This window comes from Bacillus sp. FSL W8-0183 (genome assembly GCF_038006825.1).
GTDB classification, from domain to species: domain Bacteria; phylum Bacillota; class Bacilli; order Bacillales; family Bacillaceae; genus Bacillus; species Bacillus altitudinis.
Genome location: NZ_JBBOVY010000001.1, coordinates 3,900,349 through 3,919,940, shown reverse-complemented (window position 1 = coordinate 3,919,940; position 19,592 = coordinate 3,900,349). Strand labels below are relative to the sequence as shown.

Sequence of the window (19,592 nt, the reverse complement as noted above, 5' to 3'; positions counted from 1 at the left end):
TTATTGATGAAAATGTTAAAATGATGAGTAGCGTATTTTTTTATGAAAGGACGGTGCTTGGCATGACGGAACTTCTCGATGACCGGCTGCCGCCGCAAAATATAGAAGCCGAGCAGGCCGTATTAGGTGCTGTTTTTTTAGAACCATCTGCGCTAACGCTCGCTTCTGAAGTATTAATTCCAGAGGATTTCTATAGAATGTCGCATCAAAAGATTTACAATGCGATGCTTGTACTTGGTGATAGAGGGGAACCGGTTGACCTTGTCACGGTGACATCAGAACTTGCCAATACAGACTTACTAGAAGAGGTAGGCGGGATTTCGTATTTAACAGATATTGCGAACTCTGTCCCAACTGCCGCAAACATTGAATATTATGCAAAAATTGTAGAAGAAAAATCCATTTTAAGACGTCTGATCCGTACAGCGACAACCATTGCACAGGATGGATATACGCGTGAGGATGAAGTAGAGGATCTGTTGAGTGATGCTGAAAAGACCATTATGGAAGTGGCTCAGCGTAAAAACTCAGGAGCTTTCCAAAACATTAAAGACGTTCTTGTTCAGACATATGATAATATTGAACAGCTTCATAATCGAAAAGGTGATATCACTGGGATTCCAACGGGTTTCTCAGAGCTTGACCGGATGACAGCTGGCTTCCAGCGAAATGACCTGATTATTGTAGCGGCTCGTCCGTCCGTAGGGAAAACAGCCTTCGCGTTAAATATTGCACAAAACGTTGCGACCAAGACAGATGAAAGTGTCGCCATCTTTAGTTTAGAGATGGGCGCTGAGCAGCTGGTCATGCGTATGCTTTGTGCCGAGGGAAATATCAATGCACAAAACCTAAGAACCGGTAACCTCACAGAAGAGGACTGGGGTAAGCTGACAATGGCGATGGGTTCGCTATCAAACAGTGGGATTTTCATTGATGATACACCCGGCATTAGAGTCAGTGAAATTCGCTCTAAATGCCGCCGTTTGAAGCAAGAAAACGGGCTTGGCATGATCCTGATTGATTACTTACAGCTCATCCAAGGGAGTGGACGATCAAGCGATAACCGTCAGCAAGAGGTATCTGAAATTTCTAGGGCTTTAAAGTCACTAGCAAGAGAACTTGAAGTGCCGGTCATTGCCTTATCACAGCTTTCTCGTGGGGTAGAGCAGCGTCAGGACAAACGTCCGATGATGTCTGATATTCGTGAATCAGGAAGTATTGAGCAGGATGCCGATATTGTGGCGTTCCTTTATCGTGATGATTACTATGATAAAGAATCAGAGAATAAGAACATTATTGAAATTATTATTGCGAAACAGCGTAACGGTCCAGTTGGAACGGTATCACTGGCGTTCGTGAAAGAATATAACAAATTCGTCAACTTAGAAAGAAGATTTGACGATGCGGGTGTTCCGCCCGGTGCTTAAAGCCCAGCTCAAGAAGCTGGGCTTTTTTTGATCCATCTACATCGAAAGAATGACTGAAAAACAGTCGAAATGAGGAGGAGTGGGAGAAAAAGAGAGCGTATACTAAAGGGAGAGAAAAGGAGTGATGACTGATGAAGTTTCAACAATTCGAAGCCGCTCAATTACGCATCGCACGTCCGACCGTCAACATGAAAGAGGTTGTTTCTTTTTATGAAGAAGGTTTAGGGCTGAAACGAATTGGCTCATTTGATCAGCATGAAGGGTATGATGGGGTCATGCTTGGGCTTCCTCACCAGCATGTTCATCTGGAAATCACCAAACATGAAGAAGACGAAAGCTTGCCTGTTCCCCACCCAGAGCAACTACTTGTATTCTATATTCCGGATGAAGAAGAATTTCAGCAGATGAAAAAGAGACTGATCGCATTTGGCGGACGGCAAGTCACCTCTACAAACCCGTACTGGGATCGAGGAGGCGTGACGATTGAAGATCCAGATGGATATCGAGTGGTGCTCATGAATACAGAAGGAATTACACCTGATTAAGAAAGACTCCCATCTTGTGGGAGCCTTTTTTGTTACCAACGAGGCGTGACACGGAGCTTCAGTGCTTTTAGTCCATACATACCGCTGCTTGTCATTGGGACGTAAGAGAGAAGCTCTAGTGATTCATATCGTGACTGTATGGCTTTGATGGCAGTGCAGGCTTCCAGGCGAGCAAGTGGTGCGCCTAGGCAGAAATGAATGCCGTGGCCGAAGCCAATATGAGGATTAGGGTGCCGGTGTATATCGTACTCATGTGCGTTTGGAAATTGACGCTCATCCCGGTTCGCAGAAGCAAGAAAGACGATCACACTGTCTCCCTTTTTCAAGACTTTCCCTCCAAGTTCGGTGTCTTCTGTGACATACCGGACGATGGTAGGCGCAGGGGCACGAAAACGGACAGCCTCCTCCACAGCACGAGGAATGAGGTCAGGTGATTGAGCGAGCGCTTCATACGACCCCGGATTTTCTAACAAACTAAAGATCATATTGGAGATCAGGTTGGTGGTCGTTTCGTTGCCTGCTAACAGGAGCAGATTGCAGAAAGGAATTAATTCGTCTGCGGACAGCTTGTCTCCATCTTCCTCCGCTTGAATTAAAAGCGAAATCAAATCATCACTAAGGTTCTGCCGCTTCTTTTCAATGATGTCAGCAAAAAACGCCATCATGTCCGCTTCGCCTTGATCCCGTGTTTTTTGCCATTCAACGACATCTCTTTCTTCTTCACTTTTAGGCATGCTGACGAGAATATCGGACCATTCTTTAAAGGATTGTTTATGTTCTGTTGGCACACCTAAAAGCTCTGCAATGACAATCACAGGAAGCGGATAGGAGATGTCTTGAACAAGATCAATCTCTTCCTTACCTTCTATTTGTGCAATGAGATCATCCATTAACTCTTGAATGCGTGGTTCCCACAATTTCATCACCCGGGGTGTAAAGGCTTTGCTCACAATGGAGCGGATTCGTGTATGTTTTGGCGGGTCCATCATGACCATTGTTTTCATCAGTGAATGTTTCCGGTGGTCTTGAGGAGGTTGACTAGAAAAGGTATCTTTATCGATGGTGACGCGCTTTGCTTCTTCATAGGTGAAGACACTCCATGTTTGGCTGTGTTCATCAAAATGAACAGGAGATTCTTGACGCATTTTGGCGTACCAATCAAATGGGTGATACGGGTCCTGCTTATTTTTCCCTCTTAATAACGCTTTCTGAACGGCACTAGGTGTTGTTGTTTCCATGATCATCACTCCTTATGGGTTGTCAGATGATTCCTTTTTTTCACTGTGTTAGATTTAAAGGTAATTCATCAGGAGAAAGGATTCAACCAACAGAAAAGCGAAATCTGTTGAAGAAAATGGGAAGGGGAGAGCGGCTTGTGGCGGACTGCTACAGAGGGGATAAGCGCGCAACTGAATCAAAGCAACAATTAAGAAAAGCATTATTTCAGTTATTAAAGGAGAAGGAATGGGGGAAGGTTTCTGTACAAGATTTGACGAACAAGGCAGGGATCCATCGCACCACCTTCTATCAGCATTATGAGGATAAGTTTGACTTAGCTCAGCAGGTCATGGATGAGATGTTTGATGTCATGAAAACCGCTATTTTTGCTCCTGTACATGAAAATGAGTGGAAGAGCGATCATGCAGCATATGTGTATATTTACCGCTTTTATCAGCATCTGCAGGAACATGAAGAGGAGTATCAGATTCTCTTGAAAAGGGGAAGAGAGCTTAATATTCATCAGACGGCCAGTGCTTTTTTTGAAGAAAGCTTTACTTTGGGGCTAGAAGAAGTCACAGGTTCACCACCTGATCCACAACACGTTCCTCTCGAGATGCAGAAGCAATTTGTCATTTCTGCTTATGTTGGAACAGCTGAGTGGTGGCTGAGAAAAGGCAGACCATATTCACCCGACTTTATGGCAAGTTCGATGATTCAATTGATTGAAAATCACTGAACAAACGGAAATGAGAAAAACAGTTATTTTGATCGAAATCTTCTTGTTTAAGCGTAGAATGAGCAATTAAAGCGCTTTTCCTCACATGTAAAACGAACAAAATTTGATTTCGAGATATTAATGTTCGGATTTCACGTTGACTTTTTCATTGTCCATTGATAAAATAAATGTGTTTGAAAGAGATAACGTTTTGAAAGGTTAACGGAGGTGCACGATATGTCTTCAGTAGTCGTAGTAGGTACGCAGTGGGGTGACGAAGGGAAAGGGAAAATTACCGATTTCCTTTCAGAAAATGCAGAGGTGATTGCCCGTTATCAAGGGGGAAACAATGCAGGTCACACAATCAAATTTGATGGAGTGACTTACAAGCTACACCTCATTCCGTCCGGTATTTTTTACAAAGAGAAAACTTGTGTCATCGGTAATGGAATGGTGGTTGATCCTAAAGCGTTGGTCACTGAGCTTGCGTATCTTCACGAACGGAATGTGAGTACAGATAACCTCAGAATCAGCAATAGAGCCCATGTCATTCTGCCTTATCACTTAAAATTGGACGAGGTAGAAGAAGAGCGGAAAGGGGCTAACAAGATCGGTACGACGAAAAAAGGAATCGGACCAGCTTATATGGACAAAGCTGCCCGCGTCGGAATCCGTATCGCAGATTTATTAGATCGTGAAGTATTTGAAGAGAAGCTTGCCCGTAATCTAGAAGAGAAAAATCGTCTTTTAGAGAAAATGTACGACACAGAAGGCTTCAAAATTGAAGATATTTTAGATGAGTATTATGAATATGGTCAGCAAGTGAAAAAATATGTCGTGGACACATCTGTTGTATTGAACGATGCTCTAGATGAAGGCCGCCGTGTTCTTTTTGAAGGGGCACAAGGCGTTATGCTTGATATCGATCAAGGGACATATCCGTTCGTGACGTCATCTAACCCAGTGGCTGGAGGCGTGACGATTGGTTCTGGTGTAGGTCCTACGAAAATTCAACATGTGGTCGGCGTATCAAAAGCTTACACAACTCGTGTAGGTGATGGCCCATTCCCGACAGAACTCCATGATGAAATTGGCGATCAAATCCGTGAAGTTGGCCGTGAATACGGTACGACAACTGGCCGCCCGCGCCGTGTTGGCTGGTTTGACAGTGTTGTTGTCCGTCATGCGCGCCGTGTGAGCGGAATTACAGATTTATCTCTTAACTCCATCGATGTACTGACAGGGATTGAGAAATTGAAAATCTGTGTTGCTTATAAATTGAACGGAGAAATCACTGAAGAATTCCCAGCAAGTCTAAATGAATTAGCGAAATGTGAACCTGTCTACGAAGAAATGCCAGGATGGACAGAGGATATTACAGGTGTGAAGAATTTAAGTGAACTGCCTGCAAATGCCCGTCATTACTTAGAGCGCATTTCACAATTAACAGGTATTCCACTTTCTATTTTCTCAGTCGGACCAGACCGTTCCCAAACGAACGTTGTCCGCAGCGTGTACCGTCCATCATTATAGACTGATCAGACACCAGTAAAATCACACATTTTACTGGTGTCTTTTTTGTTTAAATATTCCTTAATTTCTACGGAACTGACTTCCCGATATTACCAAAATATGATAACTGTATAAAAGGGAAGGAGCATTCTAGTGAAAGAAAGAATACGATTATTAGATATTTTACGAGGTTTTGCGATATTAGGTACATTGGGTACAAACGTCTGGTTTTTTGCATACGCAGGGGATACTTTTGCGACAGATCAGATTGCGGATGAATATGAAAATGGCAGTTTTCTTGAAAGTCTTGTCTCTATGTTCGTTTATGGCAAAATGCTATCGCTGCTCACAATCATGTTTGGCGTAGGGCTAGAGCTGAAATACCAGCAGGCGAAAAGAAAAAATATGACTTGGCCGGGTACATATTTATGGATTCTTTTATTCTTATTGATTGAAGGCTTTGTCCATTTTGCGCTAGTGATGGAATATGATGTGCTCATGAGTTACGCCGTCACGGGTTTGCTTGTGGCGTTTATTGTCCGTGGAGGAAGTCGGCGTATCAAAAAAGGCATGATTGTCTCGGGTGGCCTTCATTTGTTGGTGATGGTTTTTCTCGTTGTATTTTCTTTCTCTGAATTGGAAACTGAATCCTATGACGAGAGCAGTGAACCAGCGTACGAAGAACAACTGCCGGAGACATGGATATCTCAAGTTCAAGACCGATTACAGCACTTTTTGATGTACCGAGAAGAAGCGATCTTTATTATCCCAATGAATACCTTTTTGTTTTTATTAGGTGTGCGGATGATGAGAGCCGGTGTATTTTATGCAAATGAGCGTGGGCAATCTCTGCGGAAAACATTGTTCCGAATGGGTTTGTGGATTGGACTGCCGCTGAATGCGCTCGTCTTCGTACCAAATGACATAGTAGAATTTGTGGTGCGCTATGTGTTTTCGCCATTCCTCTCTATTTTCTATATTGCTGTCGTGGCGAAGCTTCTAGCACGCACGGAGTCATGGTTCATGTGGACTTGGTTTGAATATGTAGGGAAAATGGCGCTTAGCTGCTATATCCTGCAAAATGTCATCTGCTCGCTTCTTTTTTACAGCTGGGGATTGGGTCTTGGCGGTCAAATCAACGCCCCCCTTATCGTCTTGTCATGGTTGTTGATCTCCCTGCTGCAAATCGCCATTTCAGCCCTTTGCTTACACGTCTGGCGAATTGGGCCAATGGAGTATATCCGATCACGGGCACTTCGCCGTGTGACAATGAAGAAAGCATCTTAAAGGGGAATAGATACAATGTTTTTCAAAAAAACGACGAAAAGAGAACAAGCCAATGCACAAAAAGCAGCAGGATCGGCGTTTGTTTTTTATCTTCTAGCATTAGGAGGACATGCGTCTTACGCTTTTTTTCAAGGTGAGAGCACACCTGTGACTTTTGTGATTTTAATGACAGGTCTTCTTGTGTTTTTCACCGCAGATTGGCTATACAACAAAAAACATTCATAAAAAAGAAGCCCTCTGATGAGAGCTTCTTTTTTATTTTAGGCTTTTATATTGGCCTTTTAAATTTTTACGAATGTATTGAATGATTTTGCGCAGTTCGTTGGCATGCGGTCTGCCAAATGGACTTGTTTGTCTTTGCTGATAGAGGACTTGGCCTTTTTCATTTAATAAGAAATAAGCAGGTTCTCCGTGCACCCCATGATCTTCATATGGGGCATCTTCCCCGTGATAGAAGACTTCATAGGCTTTCAATGATGTGAGGTCTTGGTCAGACATGATGGGGAAAGAAAGTCCCTCTTTGTCTGCAAATTCTTTTAAGTCTTCAGGATTATCCGTTGAGATTGTCATTAAGTGAATATCCTTTTCTTGAAAATAGGATTGCTGTTTTTCCAGCTCTTTTAATTCCTCGACACATACTGGGCACCATGATCCTCTAAAGAAAACGATAAGGTGCCAGCTTTGATGCTCCTCTAAATGTTTGTAAAACTCAATGTGATCGCCCTGCACTGTTGGCAGTGAAAAATCGGGCATTTTATCTCCTAATTTAAATGAACTCATCCTATGCTTCCTCCTTTTTCAATCACCATGCTGTTTGTTTCTTGTATAACCAATATTGGTCGGAATCAAACGTTTCTGTGTGCTGGATTGGACAGTAGCCATTAATTAAATGAAGGCGCTTTCGGATTTAGGCGATGTAACAGAAGATATCAAATCCGACATTTTTTTTAAAAAAATGTCGAAAAACGTATTGCCATATGTAATTATTCTATGATATTATAAATCTCGTTGTTGCAAAGGTCTCTGAAACTTGTTAAGATGCGATGTTCCAGCTTTTTTAAAGCGATTGGTTTGACGCAATACAGCTTCTTCAGATTCACTTTTCACAAACCGAGAGCCATTAGCTCAGTTGGTAGAGCATCTGACTTTTAATCAGAGGGTCGAAGGTTCGAGTCCTTCATGGCTCACCATATATTGGCCCGTTGGTCAAGCGGTTAAGACACCGCCCTTTCACGGCGGTAACACGGGTTCGAATCCCGTACGGGTCATTGATTTACTTTAGCGTTAAGCTAATTTTTTCCTCACTTGCTTGAAGGAGCACCACGATTGCTTTTTCGGGCAAGTTACTGAGGTCCGGTAGTTCAGTTGGTTAGAATGCCTGCCTGTCACGCAGGAGGTCGCGGGTTCGAGTCCCGTCCGGACCGCCATTTATACATATTCATCTTTTTGATGATGGCTCGGTAGCTCAGTTGGTAGAGCAACGGACTGAAAATCCGTGTGTCGGCGGTTCGATTCCGTCCCGAGCCACTTCCAAACGCATCTGCAATCGCAGGTGCGTTTTTATTATGAAAAGAAGGCATAAAAAGGGAGAAGCCGGACCTAGGTAGGGCCCGGCTCCATAAGAAGAAGACGTTACATGTATATAGACGTTTGGTGACTGGAAAAGTTTCAATAAAAAAGGAAAAAGTCATCAAATCTTTTGGGTGAAGTTCTTCTATCCAACGTTTACTAGCAAAGAAAGCCGTTATTATTTTTATCTTTGCCTCGTAAAACGTTATAATAGACAGTGAGCCTTTTTTTCGTAAATGAAAAAGGTGTAATGAGACATGCAAAATGGAATGACATAGATGCTAAAAATGCAGGAGGAAATCACAATGGAAAAAAAGATTCTTGTCGTAGATGATGAAAAGCCGATTGCGGATATATTGGAATTTAATTTAAGGAAAGAGGGCTATGAGGTTCATTGTGCATATGATGGAAACGAAGCCCTTGAAATGGTAGAAGAAATCAAGCCGGACATTATTCTGCTCGACATTATGCTGCCGAATAAAGATGGTGTTGAAGTATGCCGTGAAGTGAGAAAGAAATATGACATGCCGATTATCATGCTGACAGCAAAAGACTCTGAAATCGATAAAGTCATTGGTCTTGAGCTTGGCGCAGACGATTATGTCACAAAGCCATTCAGTACACGCGAGCTGCTTGCACGTGTAAAAGCAAATTTAAGAAGACAGACGGCTGCTCCGCAATCAGAGGAAGAATCTGAATCAAATGATATCGAGATTGGTTCACTTGTGATCTACCCAGATGCGTATGTCGTGTCTAAGCGTGACGAGACGATTGAGTTAACGCATCGTGAGTTCGAATTGCTTCATTACTTAGCGAAACATATTGGACAAGTCATGACACGTGAGCACTTACTGCAAACGGTTTGGGGCTACGATTACTTCGGAGATGTCCGGACAGTAGACGTGACAGTCCGCCGTCTTCGTGAAAAAATTGAAGACAACCCTAGCCACCCGAGCTGGATCGTAACAAGACGAGGCGTCGGCTACTATTTAAGAAACCCAGAGCAGGACTAAGATTCTTATGAGTAAAGTAGGTTTTTTTCGCTCGATTCACTTTAAATTGACCTTGATTTATGTGCTGCTGATCATTGTCGCCATGCAGATTATTGGCGTGTACTTTGTGAAGCAGCTAGAGCAGTCCTTAATTAATTCCTATGATAATTCCTTGAATCAGCGAATCTACTCGTTATCGTATTACCTAGAACAAGATTCATCGAAAAGCAAGGCAGAATTAAAAGAGGATGCTCAAAAGATATTAAACGATTTTAACAACAAAGATGAGTCTAATGAAATTTCTGAAGTCAGCTATATTGACGAAAGCAGAGAGGTCATTGCCTCTGTGAATAACGGCAGTCAAGAGATTGCCGGGAAGAAAATCACAGATCAAATCATTAGCCGTATTTTCGCGGTTGGCAAAGACTACGAGAAAAAATTCTATGACCCAGAATCGAATAAACGAGTCCGCATATCAGCGACAGCCGTGAAAAATGAGAACCAAGAAACCGTTGGTGTCATTTATGTGGTCTCATCCATGGAAAGTGTTTTTAACCAAATGCGAACGATCAACACCATTTTGGCGACGGGTACACTCATCGCACTTGGGACGACCGCTCTACTTGGTATATTCATATTCAGAACCATTACACACCCAATTTCGGATATGAGAAAGCAAGCGATCGAGCTCGCCAAAGGGAACTTTTCCAGAAAGGTCCGAAAGTATGGACATGATGAGATTGGTCAGCTAGCGACGACATTTAACCATCTGACGAGAGAGCTGGAGGAAGCGCAGCTGATGACAGAGGGTGAGAGGAAAAAGCTTTCTTCTGTTATCGCCTATATGACCGATGGCGTCATTGCCACGAATCAAAACGGGGCCATTATTCTATTAAACAGCCCGGCACTAGAGCTTTTGAATGTTTCACGTGAAACAGCTCTAGAGATGCCGATCACATCCTTGCTTGGCTTAGAAGAAACTCATACATTTGAAGATCTAGTCGAAAATCAAGACTCCATGCTGTTAGAAATTGAACGTGAAGATCAACTGTCTGTTTTGCGTGTCAATTTCTCAGTGATTCAGAAAGAGCATGGGAAAATTGATGGTTTAATTGCAGTCATTTATGACGTAACCGAGCAGGAAAAAATTGATGCGGAACGTCGTGAATTCGTGGCGAACGTATCGCATGAGCTGCGCACACCGCTTACGACGATGCGAAGCTATCTTGAGGCACTCGCTGAAGGTGCGATTGGTGATAAAGAGCTTGCGCCAAGGTTCCTCAGTGTCACGCAAAATGAAACAGAGCGCATGATTAGACTTGTGAATGACCTGCTTCAGCTGTCTAAATTCGACAGCAAGGATTATCAATTCAATCGTGAGTGGACGAATTTTATCAGGTTTATCTCGCTCGTCATTGATCGTTTTGAAATGACGAAGGAGCAGCATGTCGATTTCATCCGCAACTTGCCGCAGCGTGAAATATATGTGGAAATTGATCAAGATAAAATCACTCAGGTGCTCGATAATATCATTTCCAATGCTATGAAATACTCGCCAGAGGGTGGACACATTACGTTCACTGTCGATTTGGATGAGGAGCAAAGTCTTGTGTTATTCAGTGTCAAAGATGAAGGAATCGGTATTCCGAAGAAGGATATGGATAAAATCTTTGAACGTTTTTATCGAGTGGATAAGGCAAGAACAAGAAAGCTTGGCGGAACCGGCCTAGGTCTTGCGATTGCAAAAGAAATGGTTCAGGCTCATGGCGGAGATATTTGGGCTGACAGCATTGAAGGAAAAGGAACAACGGTAACCTTTACCCTTCCGTACAATGAAGAACAAGAGGATGATTGGGATGAAGCGTGAGACCTTTAAAACCATTATATTGACAATCCTAATTGCGATCAGTCTTGTGTTTACGTGGAATATTTGGATGTTCCAGCCCGTCATGCAGGATCAGGCGGATGCCGGCACACAGGTCGTGGAAACGAAGAAGATTTCAAGCGACGAGCCTCGGAGTCTCATTGATGTCGTGAAGCCGCGTGAGATGTTCATCCATTCCAATGGAGAGCATTTCAAAGTGGATCAAAAGGAACTCTTCCAAAACTTTTGGAATGATGTGAGCCTGTGGGATGTCAAAGAGATTGCTGATGTGTCGGACCAATATTCCGAGCAGAAATTTAAGAATTTCTTCTATGGACGCGAGGGGCAAGGCAAAACATTGGATCTTGTGTTCAATGATCCGATTCCGATTGATATTTTCCAAGCGCTGTTTAAATGGCCGAATAAATCCATTGAATACAACTCGTTTGACCGGATGATTGTGCCGTTCGCTCAGCCGGATAAGGCCAATAAGAAAGTCTATTTGGTTTCATACAGCAAGGAATCGGTGCTTGAGCTAACGATTGAATCAGCCAACTATCGTAATCTGATGGATAGTATTGCAGCCGCTCAAAACGAGATGCCGCGCTATGATCTATATACTTTCTCTACGAATTCAAAACGAGATTTCCTTCTGCCGCAGAAGCAAAAGCAGCTTGAAGCGAAAATGTTCTTTATCGAAACGATTAAGACAAGCAAATTCAAGGACGCTTTGTTTACAGACCCAAGTCTAGTTGGGGAGGAGTCTAATTTAAACCGGACGGTGTATACAGATGGAACGAGTCGTCTTGAAGCAAATCAAAAAGACCACCGCATCCAATATCAGCATCGTAATATCAATTCTAGTACCGTATTCCAAACGGGGGATTTGATCAAGCGAAGCGTGAAGTATTTCAATGATACCGGAAGTTTTACCGATAATTATCAATACTTCGGCATTAACAGCAACCAGCAGCTGTCCTTTAATATGTTTATGGATGGACTGCCGATCGTCAACAGCACAAAACATCCATTTGGTATGACATCACTTGAAGTACAATGGGCGAATGATGACATCTTAAGTTATAAGCGTCCAAACTACATTCTCGGCAACAAAGCGAGTCAGAGTGAACAGGTCAAACTGATGAATGGGACAGAGCTGAAAAACTTGATCATCAAGCAGACGAAGTATGATGACTTAGAGAAAATTGAACAGATTTTCCCTGCCTATCAAGCGACATCCACGGCATCAGATCAGGATCAAGCGATGTTTGTCTGGCTAGAGCCGGTATGGTGTATGAAATATAACGGAAAAACCGTCATTTTATCGAATGATTTGCTGACAGAGGGGAGCGAGAATCATGGAGTGGAATAAGACCAAAACGATCTTTATCCTAGCCTTTCTCGTTCTCGATATCTTTCTAGGTTTTCAATACTTTGAAAAGCGATCAACCGATCATTTTGCGATTATCGAAAAAACAGATACGCTGGAAGAAATGAAGGCAGACGGAATCAAATATGGCAATCTATCAGATGAAGCGAAGATTGGATACCGCATTACAGCTGAGAAAAAGCAATATACGAAAAAGGATGTCGACGGATTAGCTGATCAAAAGACGAAAAGTACATTCCCGAAAACCGAGAAAGATGATCCTGTCACCCTGCTTGAAATGACCTTCAATAAACCAGTCGCATTGCCGAAAAAAGATATGAAAACAGCAGCGACCAATCTTGTGAGCCAGCGTTTACTGGATGGCAAGAATTATAAGCTCTGGAGCATCGATGAAGAAACAGGTGAAATCGTCTTTTTCCAAACGTATAAAGGAAAATACATCTTCCAAGAAGGTCTTGATGACACCGAAACCATCGGGAAGATCACATTGGATGTGAACGATCAAAACGAGGTCGTATCGTATCGGCAGTCGATGGTGACATCGATTAATGAAGTGAGAAAAGAAACCCTTGTCCCGGCGCTTGAAACGGTGAAGGACTTATATACACAAAATATGCTGAGCCAAAACACGACAGTGAAAAAAGTGGAGCTTGGCTACTACACGCAATACCCAGGTGCAAGCACTCAAGTAATGGTTCCTGTATGGCGAGTAGAGATTGAAGGCGTGGCAACTGGTTCAAAGAAAAAGACAGAAGAAGAATATTTGATCAATGCCATTGATGGCTCAACACTTGATCATATAGAGAAAGAAGACAAATCTTCATTGGAGTGAGAGAACATGAGCTTGCAGTTCAGTGTACTAGCGAGCGGAAGTACGGGGAACGCTTTTTATTTAGAAACCGATGAGCATGCTTTTTTAGTAGATGCAGGCTTAAGCGGCAAACAGATGGTGGAGCTGCTTGGTCAAATCGATCGCAAGCCGGAAGACTTGGACGGAATTTTTGTCACACACGAGCACTCAGATCATATTAAAGGACTCGGTGTGATGGCAAGAAAGTACAAGCTTCCTGTCTATGCAAATGCAAAAACATGGAAGGCGATGGAGTCACATATTGGGAAAGTGGATACGGAGCAGAAATTCCACTTTGATATGGAGACGGTTCAATCATTCGGCGGTCTCGATGTTGAATCATTTGGCGTATCACATGATGCGGCAGAGCCCATGTTTTACGTATTCCATTATGGCGGGCGTAAACTTGCCCTTATGACGGATACAGGCTATGTGAGTGACCGGATGAAAGGGATTATTAAATCAGCCAATACGTTCGTATTTGAGAGCAACCATGATGTCGGCATGCTGCAAATGGGGCGCTACCCATGGAGTATTAAACGCAGAATTTTGAGCGATGTCGGACACGTATCCAATGAAGATGCAGCTCTTGCTATGACAGACGTGATTGGAGACGCCACCTCACGCATTTATTTGGCCCACTTGAGTCAAGACAACAACATGAAGGACTTAGCCCGTATGGCGGTCCAGCAGACGCTTGAAATGAAGGGCTTTGTTGTAGGGGACGGCTTTGATTTATATGATACGGACCCGAAAAAAGCAACCCCGCTTTGCGCCGTATGATTTTTACAATCGTATGATTAAGATAAGAGCTTCTTACCAACACTATATACATCATCTATTCACTGAAAGGAAGGAAACATAGTGGATTATCGCGATGTAGAGTGGAAGCCGAGACGAAGCAGAAAAGGATATTTCCTATCTGGTCTGATCGGTGTATTGGTAGGAGCTTTTTTAATGGGATTCTTTTTCCCCTATGTGTCAGGACAAAGCGGCAGCCCCTTTGGCTGGCAGTCAGCTGGAGATCAGCAGGCATCAGATGGCCCTTTAAAGACCGTCAATGTGAACGTGAATGATGCGGTCACAAAAGTGGTATCGAGTATGTCGGATACGGTTGTCGGCGTCATTAACATTCAAAAGTCGAGCTTTTGGGAAGAAGGCGGTGAAGCAGGCAGCGGGTCAGGTGTGATTTATAAAAAAAAGGGTGACACCTTTTATATCGTGACCAACCATCATGTCATCAAAGGCGCAAACCAGCTTGAAGTGAGCCTTCAGGACGGGACAAGGATCGGGGCAAATCTTGTCGGCAGTGATCAGCTTATGGATTTAGCGGTACTCACGGTCAAAAGTGATAAGATCAAGAAAACCGCCGCCTTCGGCAATTCAGACCATGTCAAACCAGGTGAGCCTGTCATCGCCATTGGAAATCCATTAGGCCTTGAATTTGCTGGCTCCGTCACACAAGGTGTGATTTCTGGAACGGAGCGTGCGATCCCTGTTGATTCTAATGGGGATGGACAGACGGATTGGAATGCAGAAGTTTTGCAAACGGATGCCGCCATTAATCCTGGGAACAGCGGCGGAGCCTTGATCAATATGGACGGCAAAGTGATCGGCATCAATTCAATGAAGATTGCTGAGTCAGAGGTGGAAGGGATTGGGCTGTCTATTCCTGCGAACCTGGTGATCCCTGTCATAGAGGATTTAGAGCGCTATGGAGAGGTGAAGCGTCCGTACCTTGGTGTTGGGATGAAATCACTAGCAGATATTGCGAGCTATCATTGGCAGGAAACGTTAAAACTGCCATCAAAGGTCACAACCGGAGTCGTCGTGATGAGTGTCGAGCCTTTGTCTCCAGCAGGGAAAGCAGGGTTAAAAGAGCTGGATGTCGTGACGTCGTTTGACGGCAAGGAAGTACAAAATATCGTCGATCTGCGTAAATATCTTTATCAAAAGAAAGTCGGCGACAAGGTAAAGGTGCAATTTTACCGAAGCGGAAAGAAAAAATCAGTCGAGATCAAACTCTCCCAAACCGATCAGTTCGGTGGCTAGCCAGTTCCTATAAGGGACTGGCTTTTTTTACATGCCCGGCATATGATAAAGAAAAGGGGGAGATACGATTGGTCACATTACTACCAATGTCGCAAACAGATTATGACGTCTTGATAGAGAAGGCCATTAAGCGGTACGCAGAAGAAAAGGTACACGCAGGGACATGGAATCAGGAAGAAGCGCAAAAGAACGCAGAGGAACAATTTGACCGGCTGCTTCCTGAAGGACTTCAGACAGAAGATCATGAGTTGTGGAACATCTTACATGGAGAAGAAGCCATTGGATGGGTATGGCTTTGCTATGATCCAGATCATCCCCAGCATGAAGGATTTATTTATAATTTTATTTTGTTTGAAGCGTATCGAGGAAAAGGATTGGCAAAACAGGCCATGACGGCATTAGAAGAGCAGGCAAAGTCATTAGGTGTGAAGAAACTATCGCTGCATGTCTTTGCCCATAATCAAATCGCCCGCTCACTTTATGAGAAAACGGGATTTGCTGAGACTGGGATTTACATGAGCAAGCCTTTATAAAAAAAGAGAAGTACCGTGCAGTGAGCGTACGGTACTTTTTTATGTGGACATCATGGCATCTTGCGCCGTGACTCGGTATAGGTCGACTTTGCATTTCACAAACGCACGGATGATGGCTGGGACTTGAGCTTCTGAACGAATCAACAATGAGGTCTCGTCATCACTGATCACAAGGTCTGTTCCCACACTTTGTAAGTACTGCGTGAGAACAGGTTTCACCTCATCATCAATCCATGCATGCTTGAAGGTGGCACGAATGGTTGAGGACGTGATGGTTTTCTCTTGAGGATGAGTACTTGAGGACACGACTTTTCCTTCAGATATGAAAGCTGTTTTGGTACAAATAGGTTGGGTGAACCTTGGCTCGTCTGCTGTTAAAAAGACGGTTTTTCCTTCGAATTTTAACGAGTCAATCACCCGCTGGATATGTAAGATAGAATCTGCATCAATATCCGCAAAAGGCTCATCAAGTAAAATAAAGTCAGGCTGATGAGCGATGGCCTGAGCCATTCCGAGCCGCTTCTTCATCCCAGGTGTAAAGGCACCGACTTTCTCTTGATGATAACGATGTAAGCCAACAAATTCGAGTAATTCTTCATAATAGCTCGTTTTCTGGCGAGTACCCGTAATTTTCGATAAATAGGCAATATGCTCAATAGCAGTCAGCCCTTCATATAAATCTGTATATTCAGGCAGAACACCGATATGATGACGTACTTTTTTTAACGACGTCATGTTCATCATGATAAACGTGCCAGAGGTGGGGCGGGAGATCCCTGTAATGATATTAAAGAAGGTTGTCTTACCAGCACCCTTCGGTCCAATGAGGCCGAAGATATCCCCTTGATGGATATCAAGATCAATATGATCTATTGCGACTTTTGTCCGATATTTTTTTGTGAGCCCTTTTGTGTGAAGCACTTAGACATCCCTCCTCTGAAACAGTAGTGCAGTTCCAACGAGTAAGACAACAGTCAATGCGGCATTCATCAGCACATAGGTCAGCGGTTCACTCCAGCGCGCATAATAATAAGGCGTCACGTATTGGAACCAGTGAATCAACCGTTCTGAAGAAAGAACAGACATCATGCTCATGATTGGAAATAGAAAGGAAAACAACATGCCAACAAACATCGATTTCTGTGGTGTTGGAAAGAGCATGGACAAAAACAAAGCACAGGAGATGCCGACACTGATAAACGTTAATATTTTTAAGGCATCAGAGAACAGAAAACGATGTGAAATCACCATATTTAATATATATGTGGTCATAATGCAACTGAGCCAAAACAGCATCAGCCCAAGATATTTCCCGATGACAATGTTTAAACGGGTCGTTTTGCTGACGAGAAAACGAATGGTTTTCAAATGAATTTCGCGGCTCAAAATATCATGAGATAATAAAAAAATAAGGAAGAAACCAAATAACGAAATCACTAGTTCATTCCCAATGGAATAAGGGTCCTTTGCCTGTTCCCACTTTCCTTGATAAGCAGCTATAAATGGAAGACTTGATACAAAAGTAGATAAAATGAAAATAATAACAATTGTTAAGATGGATTTTGTGCTTTTGAAGAGCTGCTTAAATTCATTCATACAGATGGTCCACACACACTGTACCTCCCTTCATCTTTATTATACCGCTAGAAAAGAAAGACACCATATCTCGCTCTTTAACATTTGCTTAAATTTTATAAAAAAGAAGACTCTTCCAGAACAGTTAACTCATTTTTAAAAATGTTCAGAAAAATATCTTGATTTATCAAAAAACATCATGTATGATAGCTTTAATTCAAGATAGTTAAACAGGCAATGACGAGAGAAAGTACAATCATCAATTTTTCCACAGAGAGCTTCGGCAGCTGAAAAGAAGCAAAAATAATGATTCGAAAAATGGTCTCTGAGCCTCGTGCTGAACATATCCATGATATTAGTAGGCGACGACGAGAGTTGGTACTCGTTATCAAAACCACAGTATATGAGCCAAATTGGAGCTTTGTACTTGTAGAGGCTGTTTAGCGCGAGCAAACAGTAAATAAAGGTGGTACCACGAGACAAATACCTCGTCCTTATGATTCATAGATAAGGATGGGGTATTTTTTATTGTCCACTTTTTTTTCATACAAATGTTCAAATGTTCCACGTGAAACACCACAACCATTTTTTCAAATGAAAGGGAGATTAACATGAGTGAACATGCATTGGTTTTACAATCAGATTTCGGTATTGATGATGGAGCGGTCAGCGCAATGTACGGCGTAGCCAATACAGTGAGCAGCGGCATCCGCATTTTTGATTTAACTCACAACATTCCCCAATATGACATTTGGGAAGCGTCTTATCGCTTGCTTCAGACGGTTACATATTGGCCGGAAGAAACGGTATTTGTCTCCGTTGTTGATCCAGGCGTTGGATCAGAGCGAAAGAGCCTTGTCGTCAAAACAACAAGCTCACACTACATCATCACACCTGATAATGGGACACTTACGCATGTCGCACAGGATATTGGCATCGTGGAGGCTCGGTATTTAGATGAAACCATCAATCGTCTGCCGAAGTCAGGAAAATCACATACATTCCATGGTAGAGACATTTACGCCTATACAGGCGCGAGAATTGCTTCAGGTGTGATTTCTTTTGAAGAGGTCGGGCCAAAGGCGAATATAGAGGACATTATTCACCTTCCAGTCGTACAAGCTTATGCGGAAGAAGAAGTGATCACAGGGACGATTGATATTTTAGATGTTCGGTTCGGAAACCTATGGACAAACATTCATCATACGTTATTTGAACAGCTTTCAATCAATTATGGGGATGCAATAGAAGTTACCATTGCCAACGGGCCAAAAAATGTGTATAAAAATATCATGACCTATGGACGATCTTTTGCCGATTTAAAGGTAGGCGAACCACTCGTATATGTCAATTCACTCGATCATTTAGGCGTGGCGATCAATCAAGGGTCATTTGCAAAGGCTTATAACATCGGTACAGGCACAGGCTGGCGCCTTTCGATTCGCAAAGCTCCGCGCATTATATATGAATAAGAGGAGGAAACATCATGGCAGGTAAACAACTTTCAACGAAAACTGTCGTTGCCATCGGAATTGGCGCAGCCGTCTTTGTCATTTTAGGACGCTTCGTCTCCATTCCAACTGGGATTCCGAATACACAAATTGAAACATCGTACGCGTTCCTTGCATTAATGGCCGTGCTATTTGGTCCTGTTGCAGGCGCATTGATTGGATTTATTGGCCATCTCATTAAAGATGCCACCACATTTGGACCTTGGTGGAGCTGGATTATCGTTTCGGGTGTTGTTGGTTTATTGATCGGCCTTATTTCGAACCGTTTAAAAGTAGAAGAGGGCGACTTTGGCTGGAAAAAAATCACGCTCTTCAACGCCGTCCAAGCTGGCGCACAAGCATTAGGCTGGTTTGTCATTGCGCCGGTACTCGACATTGTGATCTATGCAGAACCTGCAAATAAAGTGTTTGTTCAAGGCATCGTAGCAGGAATCTCAAACATCATCACAGTCGGTGTACTAGGCACCATCATTATTGCGGCTTATGCGAAAACAAGAAGCAAAAGCGGCAGTCTATCGAAAGAAACATCATGAAGCAAGGTGGAACACA

General features: G+C 43.1%; 19 protein-coding genes, 4 tRNA genes and 1 other annotated feature. Of the genes, 19 read left to right on the top strand and 4 right to left on the bottom strand.

Features of this window, described 5'->3' with window-relative positions:
• Positions 1-62 precede the first annotated feature (62 nt).
• Positions 63-1,427, top strand: coding sequence for a replicative DNA helicase (gene dnaB, locus NSQ64_RS20640; RefSeq protein WP_003214779.1), 1,365 nt, complete (start codon positions 63-65; stop codon positions 1,425-1,427).
• A gap of 131 nt (positions 1,428-1,558) precedes the next feature.
• Positions 1,559-1,972 (top strand): VOC family protein, encoded by a 414-nt coding sequence (locus NSQ64_RS20635; RefSeq protein WP_178929678.1) that lies wholly within the window; start codon positions 1,559-1,561, stop codon positions 1,970-1,972.
• 32 nt (positions 1,973-2,004) lie between these two features.
• Here NSQ64_RS20635 and NSQ64_RS20630 read toward each other — a convergent pair whose 3' ends face one another.
• Complete coding sequence (locus tag NSQ64_RS20630) at positions 2,005-3,210, bottom strand: cytochrome P450 (RefSeq protein ID WP_341018151.1); 1,206 nt, start codon at positions 3,208-3,210, stop codon at positions 2,005-2,007.
• 137 nt (positions 3,211-3,347) lie between these two features.
• On the opposite strand from NSQ64_RS20630, the gene NSQ64_RS20625 reads away from it, so the two are divergent.
• From NSQ64_RS20625 to NSQ64_RS20610, 4 genes are all read left to right on the top strand, one after another.
• Positions 3,348-3,929, top strand: coding sequence for a TetR/AcrR family transcriptional regulator (locus NSQ64_RS20625; protein WP_341018147.1), 582 nt, complete (start codon positions 3,348-3,350; stop codon positions 3,927-3,929).
• Positions 3,930-4,145: 216 nt separating this feature from the next.
• Complete coding sequence (locus NSQ64_RS20620; RefSeq protein ID WP_007497400.1) at positions 4,146-5,441, top strand: adenylosuccinate synthase; 1,296 nt, start codon at positions 4,146-4,148, stop codon at positions 5,439-5,441.
• A gap of 132 nt (positions 5,442-5,573) precedes the next feature.
• Positions 5,574-6,707, top strand: a complete 1,134-nt coding sequence (locus tag NSQ64_RS20615) for a DUF418 domain-containing protein (RefSeq protein WP_125590775.1) — start codon at positions 5,574-5,576, stop codon at positions 6,705-6,707.
• A gap of 15 nt (positions 6,708-6,722) precedes the next feature.
• Positions 6,723-6,932, top strand: a complete 210-nt coding sequence (locus NSQ64_RS20610; RefSeq protein ID WP_024718463.1) for a hypothetical protein — start codon at positions 6,723-6,725, stop codon at positions 6,930-6,932.
• Between the two features lie 30 nt (positions 6,933-6,962).
• Here the strand turns inward: NSQ64_RS20610 and NSQ64_RS20605 are convergent, their stop codons facing one another.
• A complete protein-coding gene (locus NSQ64_RS20605; protein WP_039170410.1) occupies positions 6,963-7,487 on the bottom strand; it encodes a peroxiredoxin family protein in 525 nt (174 codons plus the stop codon).
• 334 nt (positions 7,488-7,821) lie between these two features.
• Between NSQ64_RS20605 and NSQ64_RS20600 the strand changes: the two genes are divergently transcribed.
• From NSQ64_RS20600 to NSQ64_RS20550, 11 genes are all read left to right on the top strand, one after another.
• Positions 7,822-7,897, top strand: a tRNA-Lys gene (locus tag NSQ64_RS20600).
• Between the two features lie 6 nt (positions 7,898-7,903).
• Positions 7,904-7,975, top strand: a tRNA-Glu gene (locus NSQ64_RS20595).
• An 82-nt stretch (positions 7,976-8,057) separates the two neighbouring features.
• A tRNA-Asp gene (locus NSQ64_RS20590) sits at positions 8,058-8,134 on the top strand.
• Between the two features lie 27 nt (positions 8,135-8,161).
• Positions 8,162-8,234: transfer RNA gene (locus tag NSQ64_RS20585), tRNA-Phe, on the top strand.
• Positions 8,235-8,581: 347 nt separating this feature from the next.
• A complete protein-coding gene (gene yycF, locus NSQ64_RS20580) occupies positions 8,582-9,289 on the top strand; it encodes a response regulator YycF (RefSeq protein WP_017359978.1) in 708 nt (235 codons plus the stop codon).
• 7 nt (positions 9,290-9,296) lie between these two features.
• Entirely contained in the window at positions 9,297-11,135 is a 1,839-nt protein-coding gene (gene walK, locus NSQ64_RS20575) for a cell wall metabolism sensor histidine kinase WalK (RefSeq protein ID WP_024718465.1), read from the top strand.
• Positions 11,125-12,504, top strand: a complete 1,380-nt coding sequence (yycH, locus tag NSQ64_RS20570) for a two-component system activity regulator YycH (protein ID WP_024718466.1) — start codon at positions 11,125-11,127, stop codon at positions 12,502-12,504. The genes walK and yycH overlap by 11 nt, the downstream gene beginning before the upstream one ends.
• Entirely contained in the window at positions 12,491-13,354 is an 864-nt protein-coding gene (locus tag NSQ64_RS20565) for a two-component system regulatory protein YycI (protein ID WP_024718467.1), read from the top strand. The genes yycH and NSQ64_RS20565 overlap by 14 nt, the downstream gene beginning before the upstream one ends.
• A 6-nt stretch (positions 13,355-13,360) precedes the next feature.
• Positions 13,361-14,155 carry an MBL fold metallo-hydrolase gene (locus NSQ64_RS20560; protein ID WP_007497388.1) on the top strand — a complete coding sequence of 265 codons (795 nt, stop codon included), beginning with the start codon at positions 13,361-13,363 and terminating at the stop codon, positions 14,153-14,155.
• Between the two features lie 81 nt (positions 14,156-14,236).
• Complete coding sequence (locus NSQ64_RS20555) at positions 14,237-15,424, top strand: S1C family serine protease (RefSeq protein WP_035704177.1); 1,188 nt, start codon at positions 14,237-14,239, stop codon at positions 15,422-15,424.
• 68 nt (positions 15,425-15,492) lie between these two features.
• Complete coding sequence (locus NSQ64_RS20550) at positions 15,493-15,957, top strand: GNAT family N-acetyltransferase (protein WP_017368440.1); 465 nt, start codon at positions 15,493-15,495, stop codon at positions 15,955-15,957.
• Positions 15,958-15,996: 39 nt separating this feature from the next.
• Here NSQ64_RS20550 and NSQ64_RS20545 read toward each other — a convergent pair whose 3' ends face one another.
• Both NSQ64_RS20545 and NSQ64_RS20540 read right to left on the bottom strand, forming a co-directional pair.
• A complete protein-coding gene (locus NSQ64_RS20545) occupies positions 15,997-16,878 on the bottom strand; it encodes an ABC transporter ATP-binding protein (RefSeq protein ID WP_341018138.1) in 882 nt (293 codons plus the stop codon).
• Positions 16,879-17,568 (bottom strand): ABC transporter permease, encoded by a 690-nt coding sequence (locus tag NSQ64_RS20540; protein ID WP_008347476.1) that lies wholly within the window; start codon positions 17,566-17,568, stop codon positions 16,879-16,881.
• Between the two features lie 192 nt (positions 17,569-17,760).
• Positions 17,761-18,031: a binding site (T-box leader), on the top strand.
• A 112-nt stretch (positions 18,032-18,143) separates the two neighbouring features.
• Between NSQ64_RS20540 and NSQ64_RS20535 the strand changes: the two genes are divergently transcribed.
• The gene (locus NSQ64_RS20535; RefSeq protein WP_007497378.1) at positions 18,144-19,004 is read left to right on the top strand and encodes an SAM hydrolase/SAM-dependent halogenase family protein; all 861 of its coding nucleotides are present in this window, start codon (positions 18,144-18,146) and stop codon (positions 19,002-19,004) included.
• Positions 19,005-19,018: 14 nt separating this feature from the next.
• Positions 19,019-19,576, top strand: a complete 558-nt coding sequence (locus tag NSQ64_RS20530) for an ECF-type riboflavin transporter substrate-binding protein (RefSeq protein ID WP_041508071.1) — start codon at positions 19,019-19,021, stop codon at positions 19,574-19,576.
• Positions 19,577-19,592: the final 16 nt, after the last annotated feature.

What these genes read in the sequence shown, in the direction of transcription:
- dnaB (WP_003214779.1), top strand. Translation starts at nt 63, where the DNA reads ATGACGGAACTTCTCGATGACCGGCTGCCGCCGCAAAATATAGAAGCC.
- NSQ64_RS20635 (WP_178929678.1), top strand. Translation starts at nt 1,559, where the DNA reads ATGAAGTTTCAACAATTCGAAGCCGCTCAATTACGCATCGCACGTCCG.
- NSQ64_RS20630 (WP_341018151.1), bottom strand. Translation starts at nt 3,210, where the DNA reads ATGGAAACAACAACACCTAGTGCCGTTCAGAAAGCGTTATTAAGAGGG.
- NSQ64_RS20620 (WP_007497400.1), top strand. Translation starts at nt 4,146, where the DNA reads ATGTCTTCAGTAGTCGTAGTAGGTACGCAGTGGGGTGACGAAGGGAAA.
- NSQ64_RS20610 (WP_024718463.1), top strand. Translation starts at nt 6,723, where the DNA reads ATGTTTTTCAAAAAAACGACGAAAAGAGAACAAGCCAATGCACAAAAA.
- NSQ64_RS20605 (WP_039170410.1), bottom strand. Translation starts at nt 7,487, where the DNA reads ATGAGTTCATTTAAATTAGGAGATAAAATGCCCGATTTTTCACTGCCA.
- yycF (WP_017359978.1), top strand. Translation starts at nt 8,582, where the DNA reads ATGGAAAAAAAGATTCTTGTCGTAGATGATGAAAAGCCGATTGCGGAT.
- walK (WP_024718465.1), top strand. Translation starts at nt 9,297, where the DNA reads ATGAGTAAAGTAGGTTTTTTTCGCTCGATTCACTTTAAATTGACCTTG.
- yycH (WP_024718466.1), top strand. Translation starts at nt 11,125, where the DNA reads ATGAAGCGTGAGACCTTTAAAACCATTATATTGACAATCCTAATTGCG.
- NSQ64_RS20565 (WP_024718467.1), top strand. Translation starts at nt 12,491, where the DNA reads ATGGAGTGGAATAAGACCAAAACGATCTTTATCCTAGCCTTTCTCGTT.
- NSQ64_RS20560 (WP_007497388.1), top strand. Translation starts at nt 13,361, where the DNA reads ATGAGCTTGCAGTTCAGTGTACTAGCGAGCGGAAGTACGGGGAACGCT.
- NSQ64_RS20535 (WP_007497378.1), top strand. Translation starts at nt 18,144, where the DNA reads ATGAGTGAACATGCATTGGTTTTACAATCAGATTTCGGTATTGATGAT.
- NSQ64_RS20530 (WP_041508071.1), top strand. Translation starts at nt 19,019, where the DNA reads ATGGCAGGTAAACAACTTTCAACGAAAACTGTCGTTGCCATCGGAATT.